At 38.7% G+C, this 18,119-nt stretch carries 14 protein-coding genes and 1 tRNA gene; 10 read left to right on the top strand and 5 right to left on the bottom strand.

What is annotated here, in order from left to right; translation table 11 throughout:
• Positions 1–10 precede the first annotated feature (10 nt).
• A complete protein-coding gene (gene queA / locus FTU80_RS13185) occupies positions 11–1,051 on the bottom strand; it encodes a tRNA preQ1(34) S-adenosylmethionine ribosyltransferase-isomerase QueA (RefSeq protein ID WP_180085543.1) in 1,041 nt (346 codons plus the stop codon).
• A gap of 178 nt (positions 1,052–1,229) precedes the next feature.
• On the opposite strand from queA, the gene FTU80_RS13180 reads away from it, so the two are divergent.
• Positions 1,230–1,316 (top strand) — tRNA-Leu (locus FTU80_RS13180).
• 123 nt (positions 1,317–1,439) lie between these two features.
• Here the strand turns inward: FTU80_RS13180 and FTU80_RS13175 are convergent.
• Both FTU80_RS13175 and FTU80_RS13170 read right to left on the bottom strand, forming a co-directional pair.
• Positions 1,440–1,877 (bottom strand): hypothetical protein, encoded by a 438-nt coding sequence (locus FTU80_RS13175; protein ID WP_180085541.1) that lies wholly within the window; start codon positions 1,875–1,877, stop codon positions 1,440–1,442.
• Between the two features lie 161 nt (positions 1,878–2,038).
• Positions 2,039–4,273 (bottom strand): NADP-dependent isocitrate dehydrogenase, encoded by a 2,235-nt coding sequence (locus tag FTU80_RS13170; RefSeq protein ID WP_180085539.1) that lies wholly within the window; start codon positions 4,271–4,273, stop codon positions 2,039–2,041.
• Positions 4,274–5,395: 1,122 nt separating this feature from the next.
• Here FTU80_RS13170 and FTU80_RS13165 point away from each other — a divergent pair.
• From FTU80_RS13165 to FTU80_RS13130, 8 genes are all read left to right on the top strand, one after another.
• Complete coding sequence (locus tag FTU80_RS13165; RefSeq protein WP_180085537.1) at positions 5,396–6,655, top strand: sensor histidine kinase KdpD; 1,260 nt, start codon at positions 5,396–5,398, stop codon at positions 6,653–6,655.
• Positions 6,656–6,774: 119 nt separating this feature from the next.
• Positions 6,775–9,534: a bifunctional [glutamate--ammonia ligase]-adenylyl-L-tyrosine phosphorylase/[glutamate--ammonia-ligase] adenylyltransferase gene (gene glnE, locus FTU80_RS13160; RefSeq protein WP_180085534.1), complete on the top strand. Its 2,760-nt coding sequence runs from the start codon at positions 6,775–6,777 to the stop codon at positions 9,532–9,534.
• Positions 9,535–9,552: 18 nt separating this feature from the next.
• On the top strand, positions 9,553–10,479 hold the full coding sequence (locus tag FTU80_RS13155) for a branched-chain amino acid transaminase (protein WP_078191262.1): 927 nt from the start codon (positions 9,553–9,555) through the stop codon (positions 10,477–10,479).
• A gap of 83 nt (positions 10,480–10,562) precedes the next feature.
• Positions 10,563–11,456, top strand: a complete 894-nt coding sequence (locus FTU80_RS13150) for a mitochondrial fission ELM1 family protein (RefSeq protein WP_180085532.1) — start codon at positions 10,563–10,565, stop codon at positions 11,454–11,456.
• An 87-nt stretch (positions 11,457–11,543) separates the two neighbouring features.
• A complete protein-coding gene (locus tag FTU80_RS13145) occupies positions 11,544–13,022 on the top strand; it encodes a phosphoethanolamine transferase (RefSeq protein ID WP_180085530.1) in 1,479 nt (492 codons plus the stop codon).
• A 181-nt stretch (positions 13,023–13,203) separates the two neighbouring features.
• Positions 13,204–14,223 (top strand): glycosyltransferase, encoded by a 1,020-nt coding sequence (locus FTU80_RS13140; protein WP_180085528.1) that lies wholly within the window; start codon positions 13,204–13,206, stop codon positions 14,221–14,223.
• Positions 14,207–14,851: a YrbL family protein gene (locus tag FTU80_RS13135; protein ID WP_180085526.1), complete on the top strand. Its 645-nt coding sequence runs from the start codon at positions 14,207–14,209 to the stop codon at positions 14,849–14,851. The genes FTU80_RS13140 and FTU80_RS13135 overlap by 17 nt, the downstream gene beginning before the upstream one ends.
• 11 nt (positions 14,852–14,862) lie before the next feature.
• Entirely contained in the window at positions 14,863–15,855 is a 993-nt protein-coding gene (locus tag FTU80_RS13130; protein WP_180085524.1) for a glycosyltransferase family 4 protein, read from the top strand.
• Between the two features lies 1 nt (position 15,856).
• On the opposite strand, the gene FTU80_RS13125 is transcribed toward FTU80_RS13130, so the two are convergent.
• A complete protein-coding gene (locus FTU80_RS13125; RefSeq protein ID WP_180085522.1) occupies positions 15,857–16,750 on the bottom strand; it encodes a hypothetical protein in 894 nt (297 codons plus the stop codon).
• Between the two features lie 100 nt (positions 16,751–16,850).
• Here FTU80_RS13125 and FTU80_RS13120 point away from each other — a divergent pair, with 100 nt between their 5' ends.
• Entirely contained in the window at positions 16,851–17,735 is an 885-nt protein-coding gene (locus tag FTU80_RS13120; RefSeq protein ID WP_180085520.1) for a polysaccharide pyruvyl transferase family protein, read from the top strand.
• A 60-nt stretch (positions 17,736–17,795) separates the two neighbouring features.
• Here FTU80_RS13120 and FTU80_RS13115 read toward each other — a convergent pair whose 3' ends face one another.
• Positions 17,796–18,014, bottom strand: a complete 219-nt coding sequence (locus FTU80_RS13115; protein ID WP_168378747.1) for a hypothetical protein — start codon at positions 18,012–18,014, stop codon at positions 17,796–17,798.
• Between the last annotated feature and the right edge of the window lie 105 nt (positions 18,015–18,119).

Here is an 18,119-nt window from a genome sequence, read left to right as displayed (position 1 = left end):
CGGCGTAATTTTATTTGTGGTTAATATTATCAATTAACATCGCATCACCATAACTAAAGAATCGATATTGGCTTTCGACGGCATGGTGATAGGCATTCAAAATATTATCTCGACTGGACAACGCTGACACTAACATGAGTAAGGTAGATTCAGGTAAATGGAAGTTGGTAATTAAACGATCGACTACTTTGAACTCATAACCTGGGTAGATAAAGATCTGTGTATCACCAGTCCAACCCTTGAGTTCGCCGCCATTGGCTTGAGCTGCACTTTCAGTCGCGCGAGTCGCTGTAGTACCGACAGCAATGACTTTATTGCCACGTGCTTTTGTTTCACGGATTAAAGCCATAGATTCTTCTGATACGTCACACCATTCGCTGTGCATAATGTGATTTTCAATGTCATTGGTACGTACGGGTAAGAATGTACCAGCACCCACATGCAAGGTAACAAAGGTTTTATTTACGCCTTTGTCTGCCAATTTTTCGAGTAGAGCTTCATCAAAATGTAAGCTTGCTGTTGGTGCTGCAACTGAAGCCAATTTGGTCGGATCGTTAAAAACAGTTTGGTAACGTTCGGTATCAATCGCTTCTGCTTCACGGTTAAAGTAAGGCGGAATCGGTAAAGCACCGTATAAATCTAAAACTTGTAAAATAGGCTGTGAAAATTCCACAACAAATAAGTTTTCATGACGGCCTTGAACGGTCACTTTAACTTCGTCTGGACCAATAAATAATTCCGCACCTTCTTTAGGCGTATTGCTGGCTTTAATGTGGCAATGCGCGGTTTTTGGGTCAAGAATACGTTCAACCAAGACTTCAACTGCACCGCCAGTTGCTCGTTTGCCTTTCAAGCGGGCTTTCATCACTTTGGTATCGTTTAGTACCAATAAGTCACCTTCATTGAGCAAGTCTAAAATGTCAGTGAAATGATGGTCGTGATATTCGCCATTCAGGTCAAGATGGAGCAGGCGTGATGCACTACGTGTTTCAAGCGGATAGCGGGCAATGAGTTCGTCAGGGAGATTGAAGTTAAAGTCAGAAAGTTGCATGTTAAGAAATCTGAAAAGGGGATAATGAAATTTGGCTTAGTATAAGCTTTTTTAGGTTTTAACGCTGAAATTGATGGATTATCCATCTAAAAATTCTTATACGGTTTATTTTTAATCAAATGAGAACATCATGCGTTGACAAGTTTTTGAAACAGTTTATTATACGTTTCAACACCTTCCCGAGGTGGTGAAATTGGTAGACGCGGTGGATTCAAAATCCACTATCAGAGATGATGTGTCGGTTCGAGTCCGACCCTCGGGACCAAAATTCTAAAAGACCCCAAGCTTATTAAGACTTGGGGTTTTTTATTGCCTGAAGGAAATTAAAAATAAGATACTAATGGTGTTGGGTAAAATTTCGAAATCCTAATTTATTAGGCTTTATCTATTACTTGGAGTTTCTAAATTTAAAGATTTTATCAATAAGATCTTTTTGATTGAGATAAAGAATTTCAAAGATATAAATTGGGGACGCAGTAATTACCATAAGTAATATATAAGCTAAATTATGATTGGTTGCATATAATCTAAAATTCTCAGAAAGGATGCTAAGACCGACGATTAACCAAAAATATGCCATCATACTTAAAAGAAAAATCATCAGATATGCATAGTACTTGATAACTTCCCGGTTAATTTTAACTTCATCTTTTAGAGTCTTTCTTACATATAGTAGGGTCTTAAGATTTGATTTCCTAATGCATCTACCGATTTTCCCTTTTTTACCTAAATGGTGTTTTATAAAGTTAAAAACTTTAGGAATGCCTGTGACAATTAGGCCAGTTACAATGCTTACAAACCAATTATTATTGATTAAGTCATTCATATTACTTGATCTCTTTATTCTTACTTATGCTTTGCGCTAAGGATTAGGTAATTCGATTTCTTTGTTTTTTGTTTAAAAGTAATAAGTTATAACTGTAAAAAAAACCAGCGCCGAAGCGCTGGTTTTTTTACATCACTAACTTAGGTTAGTTTTGCATCAACTTATTGAGCAGCCTCAAGAGCAGCATTTAAAGTTGCGCTTGGACGCATTACAGCATTTACTTTTGCTGTATCTACAGCGTAGTAACCACCGATATCTGCGGCTTTACCTTGAACTTCAGCAAGTTCTGCAACGATTTTTTCTTCGTTTTCAGCAAGTGCTTGAGCAAGAGGAGCGAATTTCGCTTTAAGCTCTGCATCTTCGTCTTGCGCAGCAAGTTCTTCAGCCCAGTATTTAGCAAGGTAGAAGTGGCTGCCACGGTTGTCAAGTTCGCCAGTACGACGTGATGGAGATTTGTCGTTATCCAGCAGTTTGCCTGTTGCAGCATCTAAAGTCTTCGCCAGAAGTTTCGCTTTCGCGTTGTCTTCTTTGATGCCCATTTCTTCAAGAGAAACAGCAAGTGCCAAGAACTCACCTAAAGAATCCCAACGTAAGTGGTTTTCTTCTACAAGTTGTTGTACGTGTTTAGGCGCAGAACCACCCGCACCAGTTTCGTACATGCCGCCACCAGCCATTAGAGGCACGATAGAAAGCATTTTCGCAGAAGTACCCAATTCCATAATTGGGAACAAGTCTGTGAGGTAGTCACGTAGGATGTTACCAGTTACAGAAATTGTATCTAGGCCGCGAGCAACACGTTCAAGTGTATAACGCATAGCACGTACTTGAGACATGATTTGAATGTCTAAACCAGTAGTGTCGTGCTCTTTCAAGTAAGTTTGAACTTTCTTGATTAATTCGTTTTCGTGTGGACGGTACGGGTCAAGCCAGAAGATCGCAGGCATGCCTGAGTTACGTGCACGAGTCACAGCAAGTTTCACCCAGTCACGGATTGGAGCGTCTTTCACTTGGCACATACGCCAGATATCGCCTTCTTCCACGTTTTGTGACATCAACACTTCACCAGTTTCCAGATCCGTGATGTTGGCAACACCCGCTTCAGGAATTTCGAAAGTCTTGTCGTGTGAACCGTATTCTTCCGCTTTTTGCGCCATCAGACCAACGTTAGGAACTGTACCCATAGTGCGTGGGTCAAAGTTACCATTCCATTTACAGAAATTGATCATTTCTTGGTAGATACGCGCGAAAGTAGATTCAGGCATTACAGCTTTACAGTCGTACTGTTTGCCGTCAGCACCCCACATTTTACCGCCACCACGGATCATTGCAGGCATAGATGCATCTACAATTACGTCATTAGGTGAGTGGAAGTTAGTGATGCCTTTTGCAGAATCAACCATTGCAAGTGCAGGACGGTGTTCTTGGCAAGCATGTAAGTCAGCAATGATTTCTTCACGAAGAGAAGTCGGAAGAGTTTCAATTTTTTCGTAAAGACCAGACATACCGTTGTTGATGTTAATACCTAACTCATCAAACAATTTGCCGTGTTTTTCGAATGCATCTTTGTAGTAAATCTTCACACAGTGACCGAAAACGATTGGGTGAGACACCTTCATCATGGTCGCTTTTACGTGTAGAGAGAACAAAATGCCTGCTTCTTTACAATCATCTAATTCTTTTTCATAGAAGTCGCAAAGTGCTTTTTTGCTCATGAACATTGAGTCGATGATTTCGCCGTCTTGAAGCGCAACTTTAGGCTTAAGAACAATAGTTTCACCAGACTTCGTGATCAATTCCATTTTTACATTGCGAGCGCGGTCTAAAGTCATAGACTTTTCGCCGTGGTAGAAGTCACCTTCGTCCATGTGAGAAACGTGAGTTTGTGACCACTGTTTCCATTCGCTCATAGAGTGCGGATGTTTCTTCGCGTAATTTTTTACTGCAGTAGGCGCACGACGGTCAGAGTTACCTTCACGAAGTACAGGGTTTACAGCAGAACCTAGGCATTTGCTATAACGCGCCTTGATTTCTTTTTCTTCCTCAGTCGCTGGGTTTTCTGGGTAGTTCGGAACTGCAAAACCTTTAGACTGTAATTCTTTAATGCAAGCAGTTAATTGGCCAACTGAAGCACTGATGTTCGGAAGTTTGATAATGTTTGTGCTTGGATCTTGGGTTAATTGTCCAAGCTCTGCCAAGTTATTTGGCACCTTTTGTTCTTCGCTTAGGTAGTCTGAAAATTCAGCGAGTACACGTGCTGCAACTGAGATATCGCGTTTAACGATTTCAACGCCAGCAGGTTTAGTAAAGGTTTCAATGATCGGCAGCAGAGAGTAAGTCGCCAATAATGGCGCCTCGTCGGTCAGTGTGTAGATGATAGTTGACTTTCCACCAGCCATATATAGCCCCTTGCTTTAGATTGTGTCTTTGAGGTCCGAGCTTGTGGCTCGCCTCTATGAACCGATTTGCTTAAATAAAACTATGAAAGTATCGGGGTTCATTGCTTTTCAGTCAACGCAAGATCCTGTGATGTGGTCATTTCGTAGAAAAATGATACAAAAGAAGTGCAGTTTGACGCCCAATTTTAGCGCAAAACCGAGAAGGGAAATATTGAAAGCTTGTTATTCATAGCTTAAAGCTATTGAACAATTAAATTTATATCATTTTTTTGGGGCTGATCTGTTCTTTATGGCTCGTTCAAGTTTTAGTTGTAAAGCAAAGCGTTTGATAGGTCAAACCGAATGCCTTAACTTTTAGGTGTAGATTTGGTGCAGAAGTTCGAAAATTAGTCAGGATTGGGGACTTTATTAAAGAACGACGTGAGTTTGATGCTCCGTTTGACTTTGAACGGTCGCTGAATGTTTATGCGATAACTTATATATCTGATGAATAAGGCATGGCACTTTTTCAGCTTCAGTCATTTGGGTGAATGAGTTCATGTGCATTAGAAGCATGAAACGAATGTTTAGCTCAGTTTAATAAAGTAAAAGCGAGCAAGTATGGTTTAATGCTCAAATGACACACACAACTGATAAAAACTAATAAATTAGTCTAATAGAAAGGATTAATAATAGATTCATTTAGTGTAGCTGACTGAAACGAGCATCCTGATGAGTAATCTGGTCATAGAATAGTCATAAAACTCACTATTTTTTGTGATGTATTTAAAGAAAATTAAACCCAGTTTTTTAGGTCTTATGTAAATGAATATTTCTTTTGGTCATGTTTTTAGTTTGAATAAAACGCGAAAAGTGCGATTTAAAATAAACAGTCAATAAAATTTAAATTAATTTAAGTTTCTAATTTTATTGTTTTAATTTTTGTTTTACCTTTAATGTTATGTTCTTTATAGATATTTTTATTTTCTAATTGGATGAAAGTTCGATTAAATAGCGTATTCGTAAATGATGTTTGTCTTTTTGTTGGGTTTTGTTATTGAGTGTTTGGGCTATTTTTGCTATTAATCTTGAACATAACAGTTGGTTTTTATCTTTAAGATAAACCCTGAGGAGAGCAACGGGATGGCTTTACGTTTACTGGATATTGGTACACAAACCGAATTATTAACTGCCTGTCGTTTGTCTTTATTGATGGGGGTTTATACGGACGACAACCGCATTGCAGAATTTTTAAAGTTCGCGCGTGGTATTGTGCAAGTCGATAATGCTGTCCTCGCATTTAAAAATGAACCTTATATATGGTATTCGTCAGAGCACATATTTAAGGCCTTTATGGCCGAAGCTGATGATGATCGTCTAGATCAGTTTTTTGCTGAACATTCTCGTATAGACCGAGACGCTGAAAATTACCAAGCTTATTCCGACTATATGCAAGAACTGGGTTTAGGGCATCAGCGTTTAGTAGCTTTCGATTTAAAGTATGATCAAGAATCTATCGGTAAAGTTATTTTATTCGATGATCAAGTCACTGCATTTGAAGCCAAACAATTAAAGATCGTTGAAGAATTTGTACAAAGTCTAGTCAATATTATTCAACTTCGTGTTGAAAATGCCGAATTAAAAGAAGCCTATGAACAGCAGTCGGCACTGAATTTTAGTAAGACTAAATTTTTCCAAATTATTGCGCATGATTTAAGAGCCCCTTTTCATGGTCTACTTGGATTTTCTGAAGTTTTGGCACAGGAGCGTCATACCTTAGATGATTCGAGTGTGCAAAATATTGCAGACTATTTATATGACACCACACAGTCGACGTATAACCTCTTAGAAAGCTTATTAAACTGGGCTATGGCAGAAGGTGGTCGCTTTGTTTATCACCCGATTAATTTTGATTTACATCAGTCTGCAAAAATCGTCAGTGATGTCTTAAATAGCTTGGCTGTGAAGAAAAATATTCGACTGATTAATGCCGTGCCTGAAGGCATTAAGGTCAATGCAGATATCAATATGATCACATCAGTGATGCAAAACTTGGTGTCAAACGCATTGAAATTTACCCATACCGATGGTAGAGGTGTGGTGACGATTTCAGCCGATCGAGATGGAGAACGGGTTGTATTCACTATTCAAGATACTGGATTGGGGATGACCCAAGCTCAGATTGATGATTTATTTCAGCAAAAACTGACAGTTAGTATTAAAGGTACGGCAGGAGAACGTGGTACGGGGTTGGGTTTAGTCCTTTGTAAACGTTTTGTGGACTTAAATCAGGGTGAAATTGTGGTGAATTCGAAAGAAGGTGAAGGCACACAATTTAAAGTTTGGTTGCCACAGGCGACGAGCCTGCATCAAACCCTAAGTACCGAGAGCAGCAGTGCATAGAAAGATGCGACCTTAAGTGAACTTTAATGCGCATCTATTGGTATAAAAGCCTAAAAATACTTTTCCCTAAGCGTTATCAACTGTTATAACTAGAAAAAAATCACGCTAGGGTTTGTGAAATGAATACGGAGCAATTGCAGAAAACATTACGTGCCAGTCAATATGCTGAACAGGTGCTCGGAATCCATCAGGCCAGTTTAGAACAAGACTATGCAATTGATCAGTTTCAAACCTCGCTCAGTACAGCACAAATTCAACATTTTGTCGTAAGCAGCCTTGCCGATATCCAAGATGAAAATAGTTGGATGCGTGCAATTCGTGTGCTGCGCGCACGTATCATGTTTCGTTGGATTTGGCAAGATGCCAATCAACTCACCGATGTCGTCACCTTAACGCGAGAGCTTTCAGACTTTGCCGATGCGTCCATCTGTGCGGCAAAAGATTTTGCGCTGAATCCGTTGATTGCGAAATATGGCGAACCGCTAGGCTATAAGGGGAAAGTTCAAGACCTAATTGTGGTTGCCATGGGAAAACTTGGTGCACAGGAACTTAATCTTTCAAGTGATATTGATCTTATTTTTGCCTTTGATGAACAGGGCGAAACCAATGGGCGAAAATGTATTGATGTACAGCAGTTCTGTATTTTGTGGGGACAAAAATTAATTTACCTGCTTGACCATATTACCGCAGATGGTTTTGTCTTCCGTGTAGATATGCGCCTTCGCCCATGGGGTGATGGTTCTGCCTTGGCAATCAGTCATGCGGCATTAGAAAAATATTTAAGCCAGCATGGACGCGAATGGGAGCGCTATGCCTGGATTAAGGCACGGATCGTCACTGGCGGTAAAGAAGGCGCCGAGTTACTGGAAATGACCCGACCTTTCGTCTTCCGCAAATATGTCGATTACACCGCTTTCGAAGCTATGCGTGACATGAAAGCCATGATCGAACGTGAAGTGCTACGTCGTAATATCGAAGACGACATTAAACTTGGTGCAGGCGGAATTCGTGAAGTAGAGTTTATTGTTCAAGTTTTTCAGCTCATCTATGGCGGTTCAAAACTCGAGTTGCAAGATCGTCAGTGTTTGGTGAGTCTGCATCATTTAGGTGAAGTTGGATTATTAGAAAATACCGCGGTTGCTGATTTAGAAGATGCGTATTTATTTTTACGTCGTATTGAACATGCGATACAAGCGCTAAATGATCAGCAAACCCAATCGTTGCCCCATGAGCCTGAACCCCGCCAGCGCATTTTAGATACTTTAGGTTTTGCATCTTGGGATGACTTTTTGAATGTGCTCAATCAGAAACGTGCCAAAGTCATTTACCAGTTTGAACATCTTATTAAAGAAAAAGAACCCGATCCGTTATTGGAAAGCTTTAGTCATTTAGAAGCACAGTTAAATGATGTTTTAGATGATGATGCCAAAAATTTAATTCACGAATTTTGGTATGGGCATGCGCTGAAAAAATTACCTGCCAAAGCAGTACAGCGTTTAAAAACTTTTTGGCCACATCTCATTGAAGCGATATTACAGTCAGATAAACCTCAGGTGGCTTTACTACGTCTCATGCCTTTGGTGGAGTCGGTGCTGCGCCGTACGGTCTATTTGGTGATGCTGATTGAGAGCAAAGGGGCATTACAACGATTAGTGAAAATGGCAACAGTGAGTCCGTGGATCTGCGAAGAATTGACGCATTATCCCGTGCTGTTGGATGAGTTTTTATCGATGGATTTTGAGCTGCCAAAGCGTAAAGATTTAGAAGACTCTCTACGTCAACAACTGCTTCGAATTGAAATTGATCAAGTTGAAGATCAGATGCGTGTTCTTCGATTATTTAAAAAATCCAATGTCTTAGCAGTAGCTGCTAGTGATGTTTTGGCCGAAAGCCCGTTGATGAAAGTATCGGATGCATTGACCGATATTGCTGAAGTGTCTGTGAATGCAACCTTGCATTTGGCATATCAAATTGTTGCCAAAAAACATGGCTATCCAATTGATGCAGAAGGGCAGCGTTGTTCGATTGATCACACGGCTTTCGCGGTGATTGGTTATGGCAAGGTGGGTGGCATCGAGCTGGGTTATGGTTCGGACTTGGACTTGGTCTTTATTCACTATATGGACGAACAAGCCGATACCGATGGACAGAAACCAATTAGTGGCTTTGAATTTGCCATGCGGGTGGCACAAAAATTTATGTCCTTAATGACCACGCAAACCCTAGATGGTCGAGTGTATGAAGTGGACACACGTTTACGACCTTCGGGAGAGGCGGGGTTATTGGTGACCAGCTTAAAAGCTTTTGAGCAATATCAACATAAAAATGCTTGGGTCTGGGAGCATCAAGCTTTGGTACGTGCCAGAACCATTGCAGGCGAGCACAGTTTACGGATTGAAATTGAAAACTTGCGCTGCAATATTTTGACGCAGCCACGAGATGAGAACAATGTTCGTGCAGAAGTGCTCAAAATGCGCCAAAAAATGAAAGACCATCTAGGTTCTTCTAAAGAGCAGCAAAAAGATGGAATTTTTCATTTAAAACAAGATGCAGGTGGTATCGTTGACATCGAATTTATGGCACAGTATGCAGTATTAGCATGGAGTGGGTCGAATCCCGATCTCGCCCATTACTCTGACAACGTACGAATCCTTGAGGATGCCGCAAGAACGGATTGCTTATCCAGCGCCGATGCGACAGCATTGATTCAAGCTTATCTCCGTGAACGAGCCGAGAGCCATCGTCTAGCACTTGCGAATCAATCCATGCAAGTTTCAGCTGATGATTGGCACGATACCCGAGTGGTCGTTTGCAAGCTATGGCAAAGATTAATTGATCCAACTGCAACGTTTGCATTGGATAAAAATGACTGTGTATAAAAATTTGGAGTGTGTGCCATGAACTTGGCTGATCGTGATGGTTTTATTTGGCAAGATGGACAATTGGTTGACTGGCGTGAGGCGAAAACTCACGTATTAACACATACATTGCATTACAGCATGGGTGTGTTTGAAGGCGTCCGTGCTTATGAAACTCCGAATGGAACGGCTATTTTCCGTTTAAAAGAACACACTAAGCGTTTATTAAATTCTGCAAAAATTTATCAAATGAAAGTCCCATTTGATCATGCAGCATTAGAACAAGCTCAAATTGATGTGGTTCGTGAAAATAAATTGGCTTCTTGCTATTTACGCCCAATTATTTTTATTGGTTCAGAAAAATTAGGTATTGCAGCAACTGACAATACAATTCATGCCGTTGTTGCTGCATGGAGCTGGGGTGCTTACCTTGGTGATGAAGCGATGGCGAAGGGTATTCGTGTTAAAACGTCTTCATTTACGCACCATCATCCAAACGTGACCATGTGTAAAGCAAAAGCATCTGGTAACTATACTTTGTCAATTCTTGCACACCAAGAAGTGGCACATGCTGGCTATGACGAAGCAATGTTACTCGACCCACAAGGTTATGTATGTCAAGGTTCAGGCGAAAACGTATTCTTAGTTCGTGATGGCGTGATTCATACTCCTGACATCGCGGGTGGTGCACTTGATGGTATTACCCGTCAAACCATTATTACGATTGCGAAAGACCTTGGTTTTGAAGTGGTTGAACGTCGTATTACACGTGACGAATTCTATATTGCTGATGAAGCATTCTTCACAGGTACTGCTGCTGAAGTGACGCCAATCCGTGAATATGATGACCGTCAAATTGGTGAAGGTTGTCGTGGTCCAATCACTGAGCAAATCCAAACTGCATTCTTTAATGCGGTTCAGGGTAAAGACCCTAAATATGCGCACTGGTTAACTTACGTAAAATAAGCTGATCGGTTAAGATGAAAAGGCGAAACTAAGTTTCGCCTTTTTTATTGGCTTGAAGATATTGAATTTTTGGGAAAGTGACTATGCATATTGTTTATGTCAGTGATGGTAAAGCAGGACATCGCTCACAAGCTTTGGGTTTATTTAAGGCCATGCAGCGCCAATCTCAGGAAGCAGTCACATTTCAAGAAATTTCAATTGATGATTTGCCTATAGTGACACTTATTTCTGCGCTATTTAGCCATCAGCTTCATGCCGTAGAACACGAGCCAACTTATATTTTTGGCGTCGGCAGCCATACACATTTTCGAGTATGGCTGTTGGGCAAAGTGTATAACAAAGCCAAAACCATTATTTTAATGAAGCCAAGCTTGCCGTTTGCATGGTTTGATTATGCGGTAATTCCACAGCACGATGGTATTCAGGCATCAAATAAAGTACTGACCACACAGGGTGCGTTAAATCCTATTGTGAATGAGGAGCGGCATCAGCATGGTCGAATCCTGATCGCTTTGGGTGGCTCTTCAAAACGCCATCAGTGGAATGCAGCTAAAGTACTTCATGCAATTGGACAGATAGTCGAGCAGAATCCAAATTCAGAAATCATTTTGACCACTTCACGGCGCACACCAAAAGCGTTTTTAGCAGAATTAAAGCAGTTGAAAAATATTGAAAAAGTACAGATTTTCCCAGTTGAAGACACCCCGCAAGGTTGGATTTTTGAAGAAATGCAAAAAGCCGAAGCGGTTTGGGTGACTGAAGATAGTGTTTCAATGATTTACGAGGCTCTCACCGCGGGTTGTAAAGTCGGGGTGATTGAAGTGGATCGCTTGAAGGAAGACCGGATTACCAAGTCTGTAGATGAAATTTTAAGACAAGGTTTGGTGTCATTACAGACGACTTTAACTGACTTGAATCTCGCTAGCGAATTTAAAGAAACTGACCGTATCGCCAAAAAGATTGTACTCGGTCCCTAAAGTATAGATAATACCCGACGAAAAATTTCTACCAACATTTCAGTCTAACTAGACAATGTTTGAATAATATTAAAGGGTTGTCAGGTCATGCTAAAAACCTATTTGTTTCCGCTTTTGCTTTCGATTGGGTTTTGCGTTGGCTTAGGTTTTTGGGACTATTTATCTGAAATCAAAGATGCTCCTTTATTCTTTGTTTTGGTTCTTTCGAGTACGTTTTTTTTCATTGCAGTAAAACAACTACATAGTTCTATTTTTAAGTACATTTTCCTTGCGCTATTTTTTGTCATTAGCCTGTATATTGCAAGTGGGACAGGGTTCTTACAAGGGCATATGTCTTTGGGAATCGTGGCATCGATGTTTCAAAGTAATACCAATGAAGCCTTTGAGTTTTTATCTGTAGTCGATCCTAAATATATTGTTTTTGCCTTTGTTATTTTCTTAAGCCTTTGTTTTTATATTTTATTTTTTAATCAATCTAATCAGGGAAATTATCCCAAGCTGATTTTGACACTTATCTTTATTGCTAACGGCGTTAGTGTGTTTGGTATTCAAACTGCAATGGCGACGGTTAAATATAAACAAGAAGAGGCCAAACTCCTTGAAGATAATGTGCAAGATGTCGATTGGCAAATTCAGCAGGTGAATGCTAGCTATGATAATCAAGTGATTATCATTGGTGAGAGTGTTCAGCGAGACCATTTATCACTCTACGGTTCGAAAGACGATACCACACCTTTTTTAAATCAGATGCCGCTGGATGTTGTAGATCATTACATCGCAACTGCACCGAATACGGTAACTAGTCTGACTCGTACGCTGACTTTGGTTGATCAAAATCGTGAACCGCAGATTGCAAAAAATGTTGTAACGCTAGCAAAACAAGCGGGTTATAACACCATGTGGATTTCAAATCAGGGATTTATGGGGAAAAATGATACGGCGATTTCTAAAATTGCGATTCATGCCGATCATCAGTTCTTCCTGAAAAGTGGTAACTATATGTCGAGTAATATTGATGACGACAAAATGGTCGAAATATTACAGGCCCAGTTAAAAAAATATGCCAATCAAAAAAATGTAATTTTTATTCATATGATGGGTTCACATCCGGATGCGTGTGAACGTCTGTTTAAGGCACCACGTATGTATGCGAATAAACCTGAAACGATTAATTGTTATTTATCTTCTATCAATAAGTTGGATCACTTTATAGAACAGATATATACTTCATTGAAGGCTGATCAGCGTAGTTTCAGTGTGACGTATTTTTCAGATCATGGTATGACCGTGGATGAAGATTCATATCATGTAGATAATGATTTTAAAGATAATTATCAGGTTCCATTTTTTGTATTACGTAGCGATGCACAGGCAAAAAACCACTATAACAAGACTGTGAGTGCCTATGATTATATGCATATTTATGCAGATTTATTGGGGGTGAAAACACCATTATTAGATCCTAAAAAATCGTTGGCGATTATTGAAGATAATCAAAATGTCACCGTTTTTGATTGGGATGAGTATGTTTCTTATCAAGATTTAGATGAAAATGAAATGAGATGATCTGGAGTTAAATAAAAAAATAAATAAAATTAAAATCTTACTGTTTAGATCGTAGGAAAATTACACATAAATTTTTATTAAAGTTTGAAAGATTTTTTTGTAAAATAGTCTAGGTTTTTTATTGCTGGTAAGTTTTAGAAATCTGTTGTTCGATGCAGTTAGATCATTACTGAGTTAATTTATGAAAATATTACATATTAATAATTTTGCGTTTAAAAAGTCAGGTGCAGAATTCTACAATACTGATCGAAAAATCTCGGCAGGTTTGGTTTTAAATGGTCATCATGTTTATGATTTCTCTTTTCATGATATGGCGTACTATGGAACAGTATGGAGAACGAAAAAAATTGGGAAAAAGTGGGCGAATGAAGAAGTTATAAAAATTGTTGAAAACTTTGAGCCAGATTTAATTTTAATTGGACATTCTTCTTTATTGAACTGTGAAACATTAAAAACAATCAAATCAGTTTATCCACAAACTAAAATTGCATTTTGGTATGTGGACTGGATTTGTGTGGAAAAGAAAGCGAATTTTATTAAAGAATGGTCTCCATATTTAGATACTATTTTTGTGACAACAAGTGGTGAACTCCTCAAAACGTTGGGTCATGGAAATACAGTGGCTTATATGCCAAATATGAGTCTAGATACTATCGATAGCCTAAAAAATTTTGAAAAAAATGAATTTGAAAATGAGCTGGTATTCTGCGGTTCATCATCTGATCAAGAGCGAACCAAGTTTATCCGTAGTTTGCAAGCGAAAATTAAACATATTCCGGCGCGTTATTGTGGATTTGACCAAGATCCAAAGGTTTTTGGGGCGGGCTATTTTAAAGTCCTCAGTCAGTCTCGTATGGGATTAAATTATTCACGGGCTAATTCATTAGACTTATATACTTCAGACCGTATCACGCAACTTACAGGTAATGGTCTGTTGACCTTTACACCTCGTATTCCAGGATTTGAAACTTTATTTTCGGATAAAGAAGTGGTCTACTTTAGTCATGTTGATGAATTGGCAGATCAAATCAATTATTTTGCACATCATCCGGCAGAAGCTCAAGAAGTTGCAAAAGCAGGTTGGAGCCGGACACATTCTAGTTATAACTCTAAACGCGTAACAAAGTTTATGTTAGAGACAATTTTTAAGCAGCCTTATACTGAAGACTATGAATGGAAGGCACATGTTTTCAATTGCTGAGTTGGAATCTGCACAGTATCTGGGCGAAGGTGCAAATCGTTATTGTGTTGTTTCTCCATTTGACCCCAAGATATGTTTGAAAATAGATTTGCCTAAAGAACGCCGTCAAATTAAGAATTGGCGTCAAAGGCTACAGCGTTTTTTAAGTACTCAGTTTTATCGGTTTAATGAAAATTATATTGAATGGTCCGCTTATCAACGTTTACAAGCTCATATTGATCAGAATGAATTAAATAGATTTATTGCAGCGTGTTTAAAACTGGAGGTTATTGAAGATCAACTGATTCTAAGTTGTGAATTAATTCGAGATGAACATGGGGAAATTTCTTTGAGCCTACATCATTATTTAAAGCATAAAATGCCTTTAAATATAGATGGCGTATCTCAATCGATAGATCAATTAACCGATTGGCTGATTCAATATAATATTCCTCTGTTTGACTTAAATTCGGGTAATTTAGTTGTCCAACACCATCATGAAGGCATTCGATTAAAGTGTATTGATGTGAAATCCACATTCAAAAGCAAAGAAATTATTCCATTATCTTACTGGTCTAGAGTATTGATGCATAAGAAAATTCGTCGTCGTGCAGAGCGTCTTAAACAGTTAATACGAAAAACTATGTAGTCGGGGTAACCATGAAAATTGTACAAGTTATGGCAACAAATGGTGGTATGGGGGGGCTTGAAAAACATACCCTGGATTTATGTCATGGATTAGCACAACATCATGAAGTTCATTTAATTGCAGATCAATCTTATCAGCAAAAGCTCAGTGCGAATATTACATTGCACGCTGTTGATTTTTCAAGAAGCCGATGGAATCCATTTCTTATTTATGAGTTAGTTGAAAAAATAAAACAGCTGCAACCCGATATTTTGCATGTGCAGGCAAGTAAAGCAGCAAGCATTTTAGCCCCTTGGTTGAAGCAATTTTCGTGTAAAAATATTGTGACCGTGCATGGTATGAAGAGTAATTTAAAACCATTTATGGCCTTTGATCAGATCATTGCTGTAAGTGGAAAAATTAAAGAGAAGTTTCCTGCTTCACTGGCGGTTCAAGTGATTTGGAATGGCGGGAATCAACTCCTTAGCCCAGTCAAAGATATAGTTATAAAGAAAAATCAGCCTATTATTGCTTTAGCGATTGGACGTTTAGAAACGGTCAAAGGGTTTCATATCCTGATTGAAGCATGGAGAAACATCAATAGCGAACTATGGATAGTGGGGGATGGAACTCAATATCAAGTTTTAAAAACTCAAATTGCTCAGCTTAATTTAAATGACCGCGTGAAATTACTGGGTTTTCGTTCAGACATTCCAGAGCTATTAACGCAAGCAGACTGTTTAGTGATTTCTTCTTTGAAAGAAGGGGGGCCGATTACACTGGCCGAAGCATTATTGAGTCATACACCGGTGTTATCTTCTAATGTGGGAATGGTTGCCGACTTTATTGATGAGCAGTTTATATGTGAACCGGACTCTGTTGAACAGATGGCGAGTTTAATTTCTAGCGCGTTAAAACCAAAAGCACAAATGCTTCCTCTATTTGAGAAAGCATTTATAAAAGCAGAACAGAACCTAAAATTTGAGTCAATGTTGGCACAAACTGAAAATCTGTATCGAAACTAAGTTACAAATCTTTAGGCGTTTCACGAATTGCGTCTATCACCATATGCTGGTTAAAAATATTAAAGGTATGACAGCCATTATCATTTGGATGCCATTCACTATCTAATTTTATCCAAAATTTTTCTTCATAGTGCTCTGGGGAAAGTTTGGTAATCTCGTTGAGGTCTAAACTCCCACCATAGCGCTTGAGAGAATCCTGTGATGGACGGACTAACTTATCATTAATTGTGGTCAAGTGACCGCCTGGGCGATATTGCACAATTCCTTTTTTAACAGGGTTTTGGGGATGTGATTTCCAATCGCTGCTCAGTAGATGGTCACTATAAAAAATATGGAGTTCATTGCCATACTTTTTTGAATATTTATTTTTGATTGCAGTAAATAGATACCACATTCCATTTTGATAATAAGGGGTAGTATCCGCAGCGTTCACATCATTTACTAATATGCGATCAAATTCCCATGAAAATGGAAAATTTGTACATTTCCATAACTCGATACTTTTATTGGCTGCACTTTCAGGAATCATATACCACGTATCTTCGTGTTTGAATACACAGGGATAAGAGAGATGATAAGAACATTGAATAATTGGAGTAGGTGGACTGTATTGACCATCCTGAAAAACTTCCATGACAGATAAATAACCAACAGGATGCTCAGGTGAAACTTCTTCAATAAAAATATATGTACGTCCATTTTCTTCTACGATAAATGGATCGGCATAAACGTGCCCTTCTGGTGCATGAATTTCATGTAAGGATGGAATTTGCTGTGGTTCAAAAGGCTGGTGTAGTTTGCCAAAGCGGAGATACCAGCGTGATCTGAAACTTTTATCTCTCTTTTTTTCTAGAAAATTATAATATTTTTTTGCAACGCGACGAAACAAAGACATAATAGACTCGGATAAAGCATCTGATCTTTATTATATTAGATATTTATTCGGATTTATTGTTTTGTTATTCTTAAATTGAAACTGTGATGTAGTAAAAAGAATGAGTATTTTTTCTCGAAAAAAAAAGCCTTTAGGATTTGAACATCAAGCATGTTTGACAATCAATAAAGGTGGATTAATACATACACAACCCCCTTTATTTGCGTACTGGTGGGATGTCAATCAAAATTTTGGGGATTGGATCGGTCCATGGTTAATTGCTTTAATGACAGATCGAGTAGTTATCAATACACGAGAACAGCAGGTTTCTACAAGCTTATTTAGTGTAGGTTCTATTTTCGGTCATATTACGGCAGATCAGGGGACTGTTGATGTCTGGGGAAGTGGCATTATTGCACCCTTAGAACAAAAGAAAATTTTAAAACGCTTAAAGGCTTCTTCTACTCCTCAGATACATGCAGTGAGAGGGAAGCTCACCCAGCAGGAAATTCAAAATAAATTAAATTGGAAAGTACCGAATATTTATGGTGATCCAGCATTACTCATTTCTGATTATTATAAGCATCGCTCTTTAAATATCAAAATTGCTATTTGTCCTCATCATATACATTATCAAAAAGTTAAGGATAAATTATCAGGCTATGAGGATGTGCATGTTGTGGATGTAATGCAATCACCCGAAAAAGTCATTGATGAAATTGCAAGCGCTGAAGTTTGCCTCTCAAGTTCATTACATGGGTTGATTATTGCTCAGGCCTATGAAGTTCCATGGAGATGGTTACGGTTTTCTGAGGACCAATTGGTCGGTGATAAATTTAAGTTTTATGACTTTTTTTCGATTTTTGAAAATGGAGAAAAAATTCTACCCATAGATGTGAGTTATGAGCATCTTGATCAGGCTTTTATTCGACTACAAGCGAATACTGGAAGTTTGGGGAAAATGAATATTTCTTTAAATGATTTAAAAAATAGTTTTCCTTTATGAATATAAAGACTGATATTTAACAGTCTTTATAATTTTATCTGAGATAAAAGTGGAAGAGGATTATTCCTTTTCCGCATTACCTTTCAACACCATATAAATCAAACCGACAAAGATTAATAATGCACCTGCAAGGCTGCTGACACAGAATAAAACGATTCGATTATAGGTGGTTAAGTTGAATAATTCATTGGCTAAAATGTAGCGCATGAACAACCATTGTACGACAGAAAAAACAATCAACACGATTGCACGACGACGGACTTCAGGACGCATAGCCATAGGAGAATCACTTAAAGTGGAAATTGAGGCTATTATGCCACTGTCGATAATCGATCTCAATTCAATAAGATTAATCCAAGCCTGTGGAACACAACTCTAAAGGTT

Source organism: Acinetobacter sp. YH12145 (assembly GCF_013418335.1).
GTDB classification, from domain to species: Bacteria; Pseudomonadota; Gammaproteobacteria; order Pseudomonadales; family Moraxellaceae; genus Acinetobacter; species Acinetobacter amyesii.
Note: the sequence above shows the minus strand (reverse complement) of the source record. Positions and strands in the feature narration are given on the sequence as shown.

Bases quoted from the DNA above. Each gene is read 5' to 3' on its own strand.
- FTU80_RS13175 (WP_180085541.1), bottom strand. From the start codon at position 1,877: ATGAATGACTTAATCAATAATAATTGGTTTGTAAGCATTGTAACTGGC.
- FTU80_RS13130 (WP_180085524.1), top strand. From the start codon at position 14,863: ATGAAAATTGTACAAGTTATGGCAACAAATGGTGGTATGGGGGGGCTT.
- FTU80_RS13145 (WP_180085530.1), top strand. From the start codon at position 11,544: ATGCTAAAAACCTATTTGTTTCCGCTTTTGCTTTCGATTGGGTTTTGC.
- FTU80_RS13125 (WP_180085522.1), bottom strand. From the start codon at position 16,750: ATGTCTTTGTTTCGTCGCGTTGCAAAAAAATATTATAATTTTCTAGAA.
- FTU80_RS13155 (WP_078191262.1), top strand. From the start codon at position 9,553: ATGAACTTGGCTGATCGTGATGGTTTTATTTGGCAAGATGGACAATTG.
- FTU80_RS13120 (WP_180085520.1), top strand. From the start codon at position 16,851: ATGAGTATTTTTTCTCGAAAAAAAAAGCCTTTAGGATTTGAACATCAA.
- FTU80_RS13150 (WP_180085532.1), top strand. From the start codon at position 10,563: ATGCATATTGTTTATGTCAGTGATGGTAAAGCAGGACATCGCTCACAA.
- FTU80_RS13140 (WP_180085528.1), top strand. From the start codon at position 13,204: ATGAAAATATTACATATTAATAATTTTGCGTTTAAAAAGTCAGGTGCA.
- glnE (WP_180085534.1), top strand. From the start codon at position 6,775: ATGAATACGGAGCAATTGCAGAAAACATTACGTGCCAGTCAATATGCT.
- FTU80_RS13170 (WP_180085539.1), bottom strand. From the start codon at position 4,273: ATGGCTGGTGGAAAGTCAACTATCATCTACACACTGACCGACGAGGCG.
- FTU80_RS13135 (WP_180085526.1), top strand. From the start codon at position 14,207: ATGTTTTCAATTGCTGAGTTGGAATCTGCACAGTATCTGGGCGAAGGT.
- FTU80_RS13165 (WP_180085537.1), top strand. From the start codon at position 5,396: ATGGCTTTACGTTTACTGGATATTGGTACACAAACCGAATTATTAACT.
- queA (WP_180085543.1), bottom strand. From the start codon at position 1,051: ATGCAACTTTCTGACTTTAACTTCAATCTCCCTGACGAACTCATTGCC.
- FTU80_RS13115 (WP_168378747.1), bottom strand. From the start codon at position 18,014: ATGGCTATGCGTCCTGAAGTCCGTCGTCGTGCAATCGTGTTGATTGTT.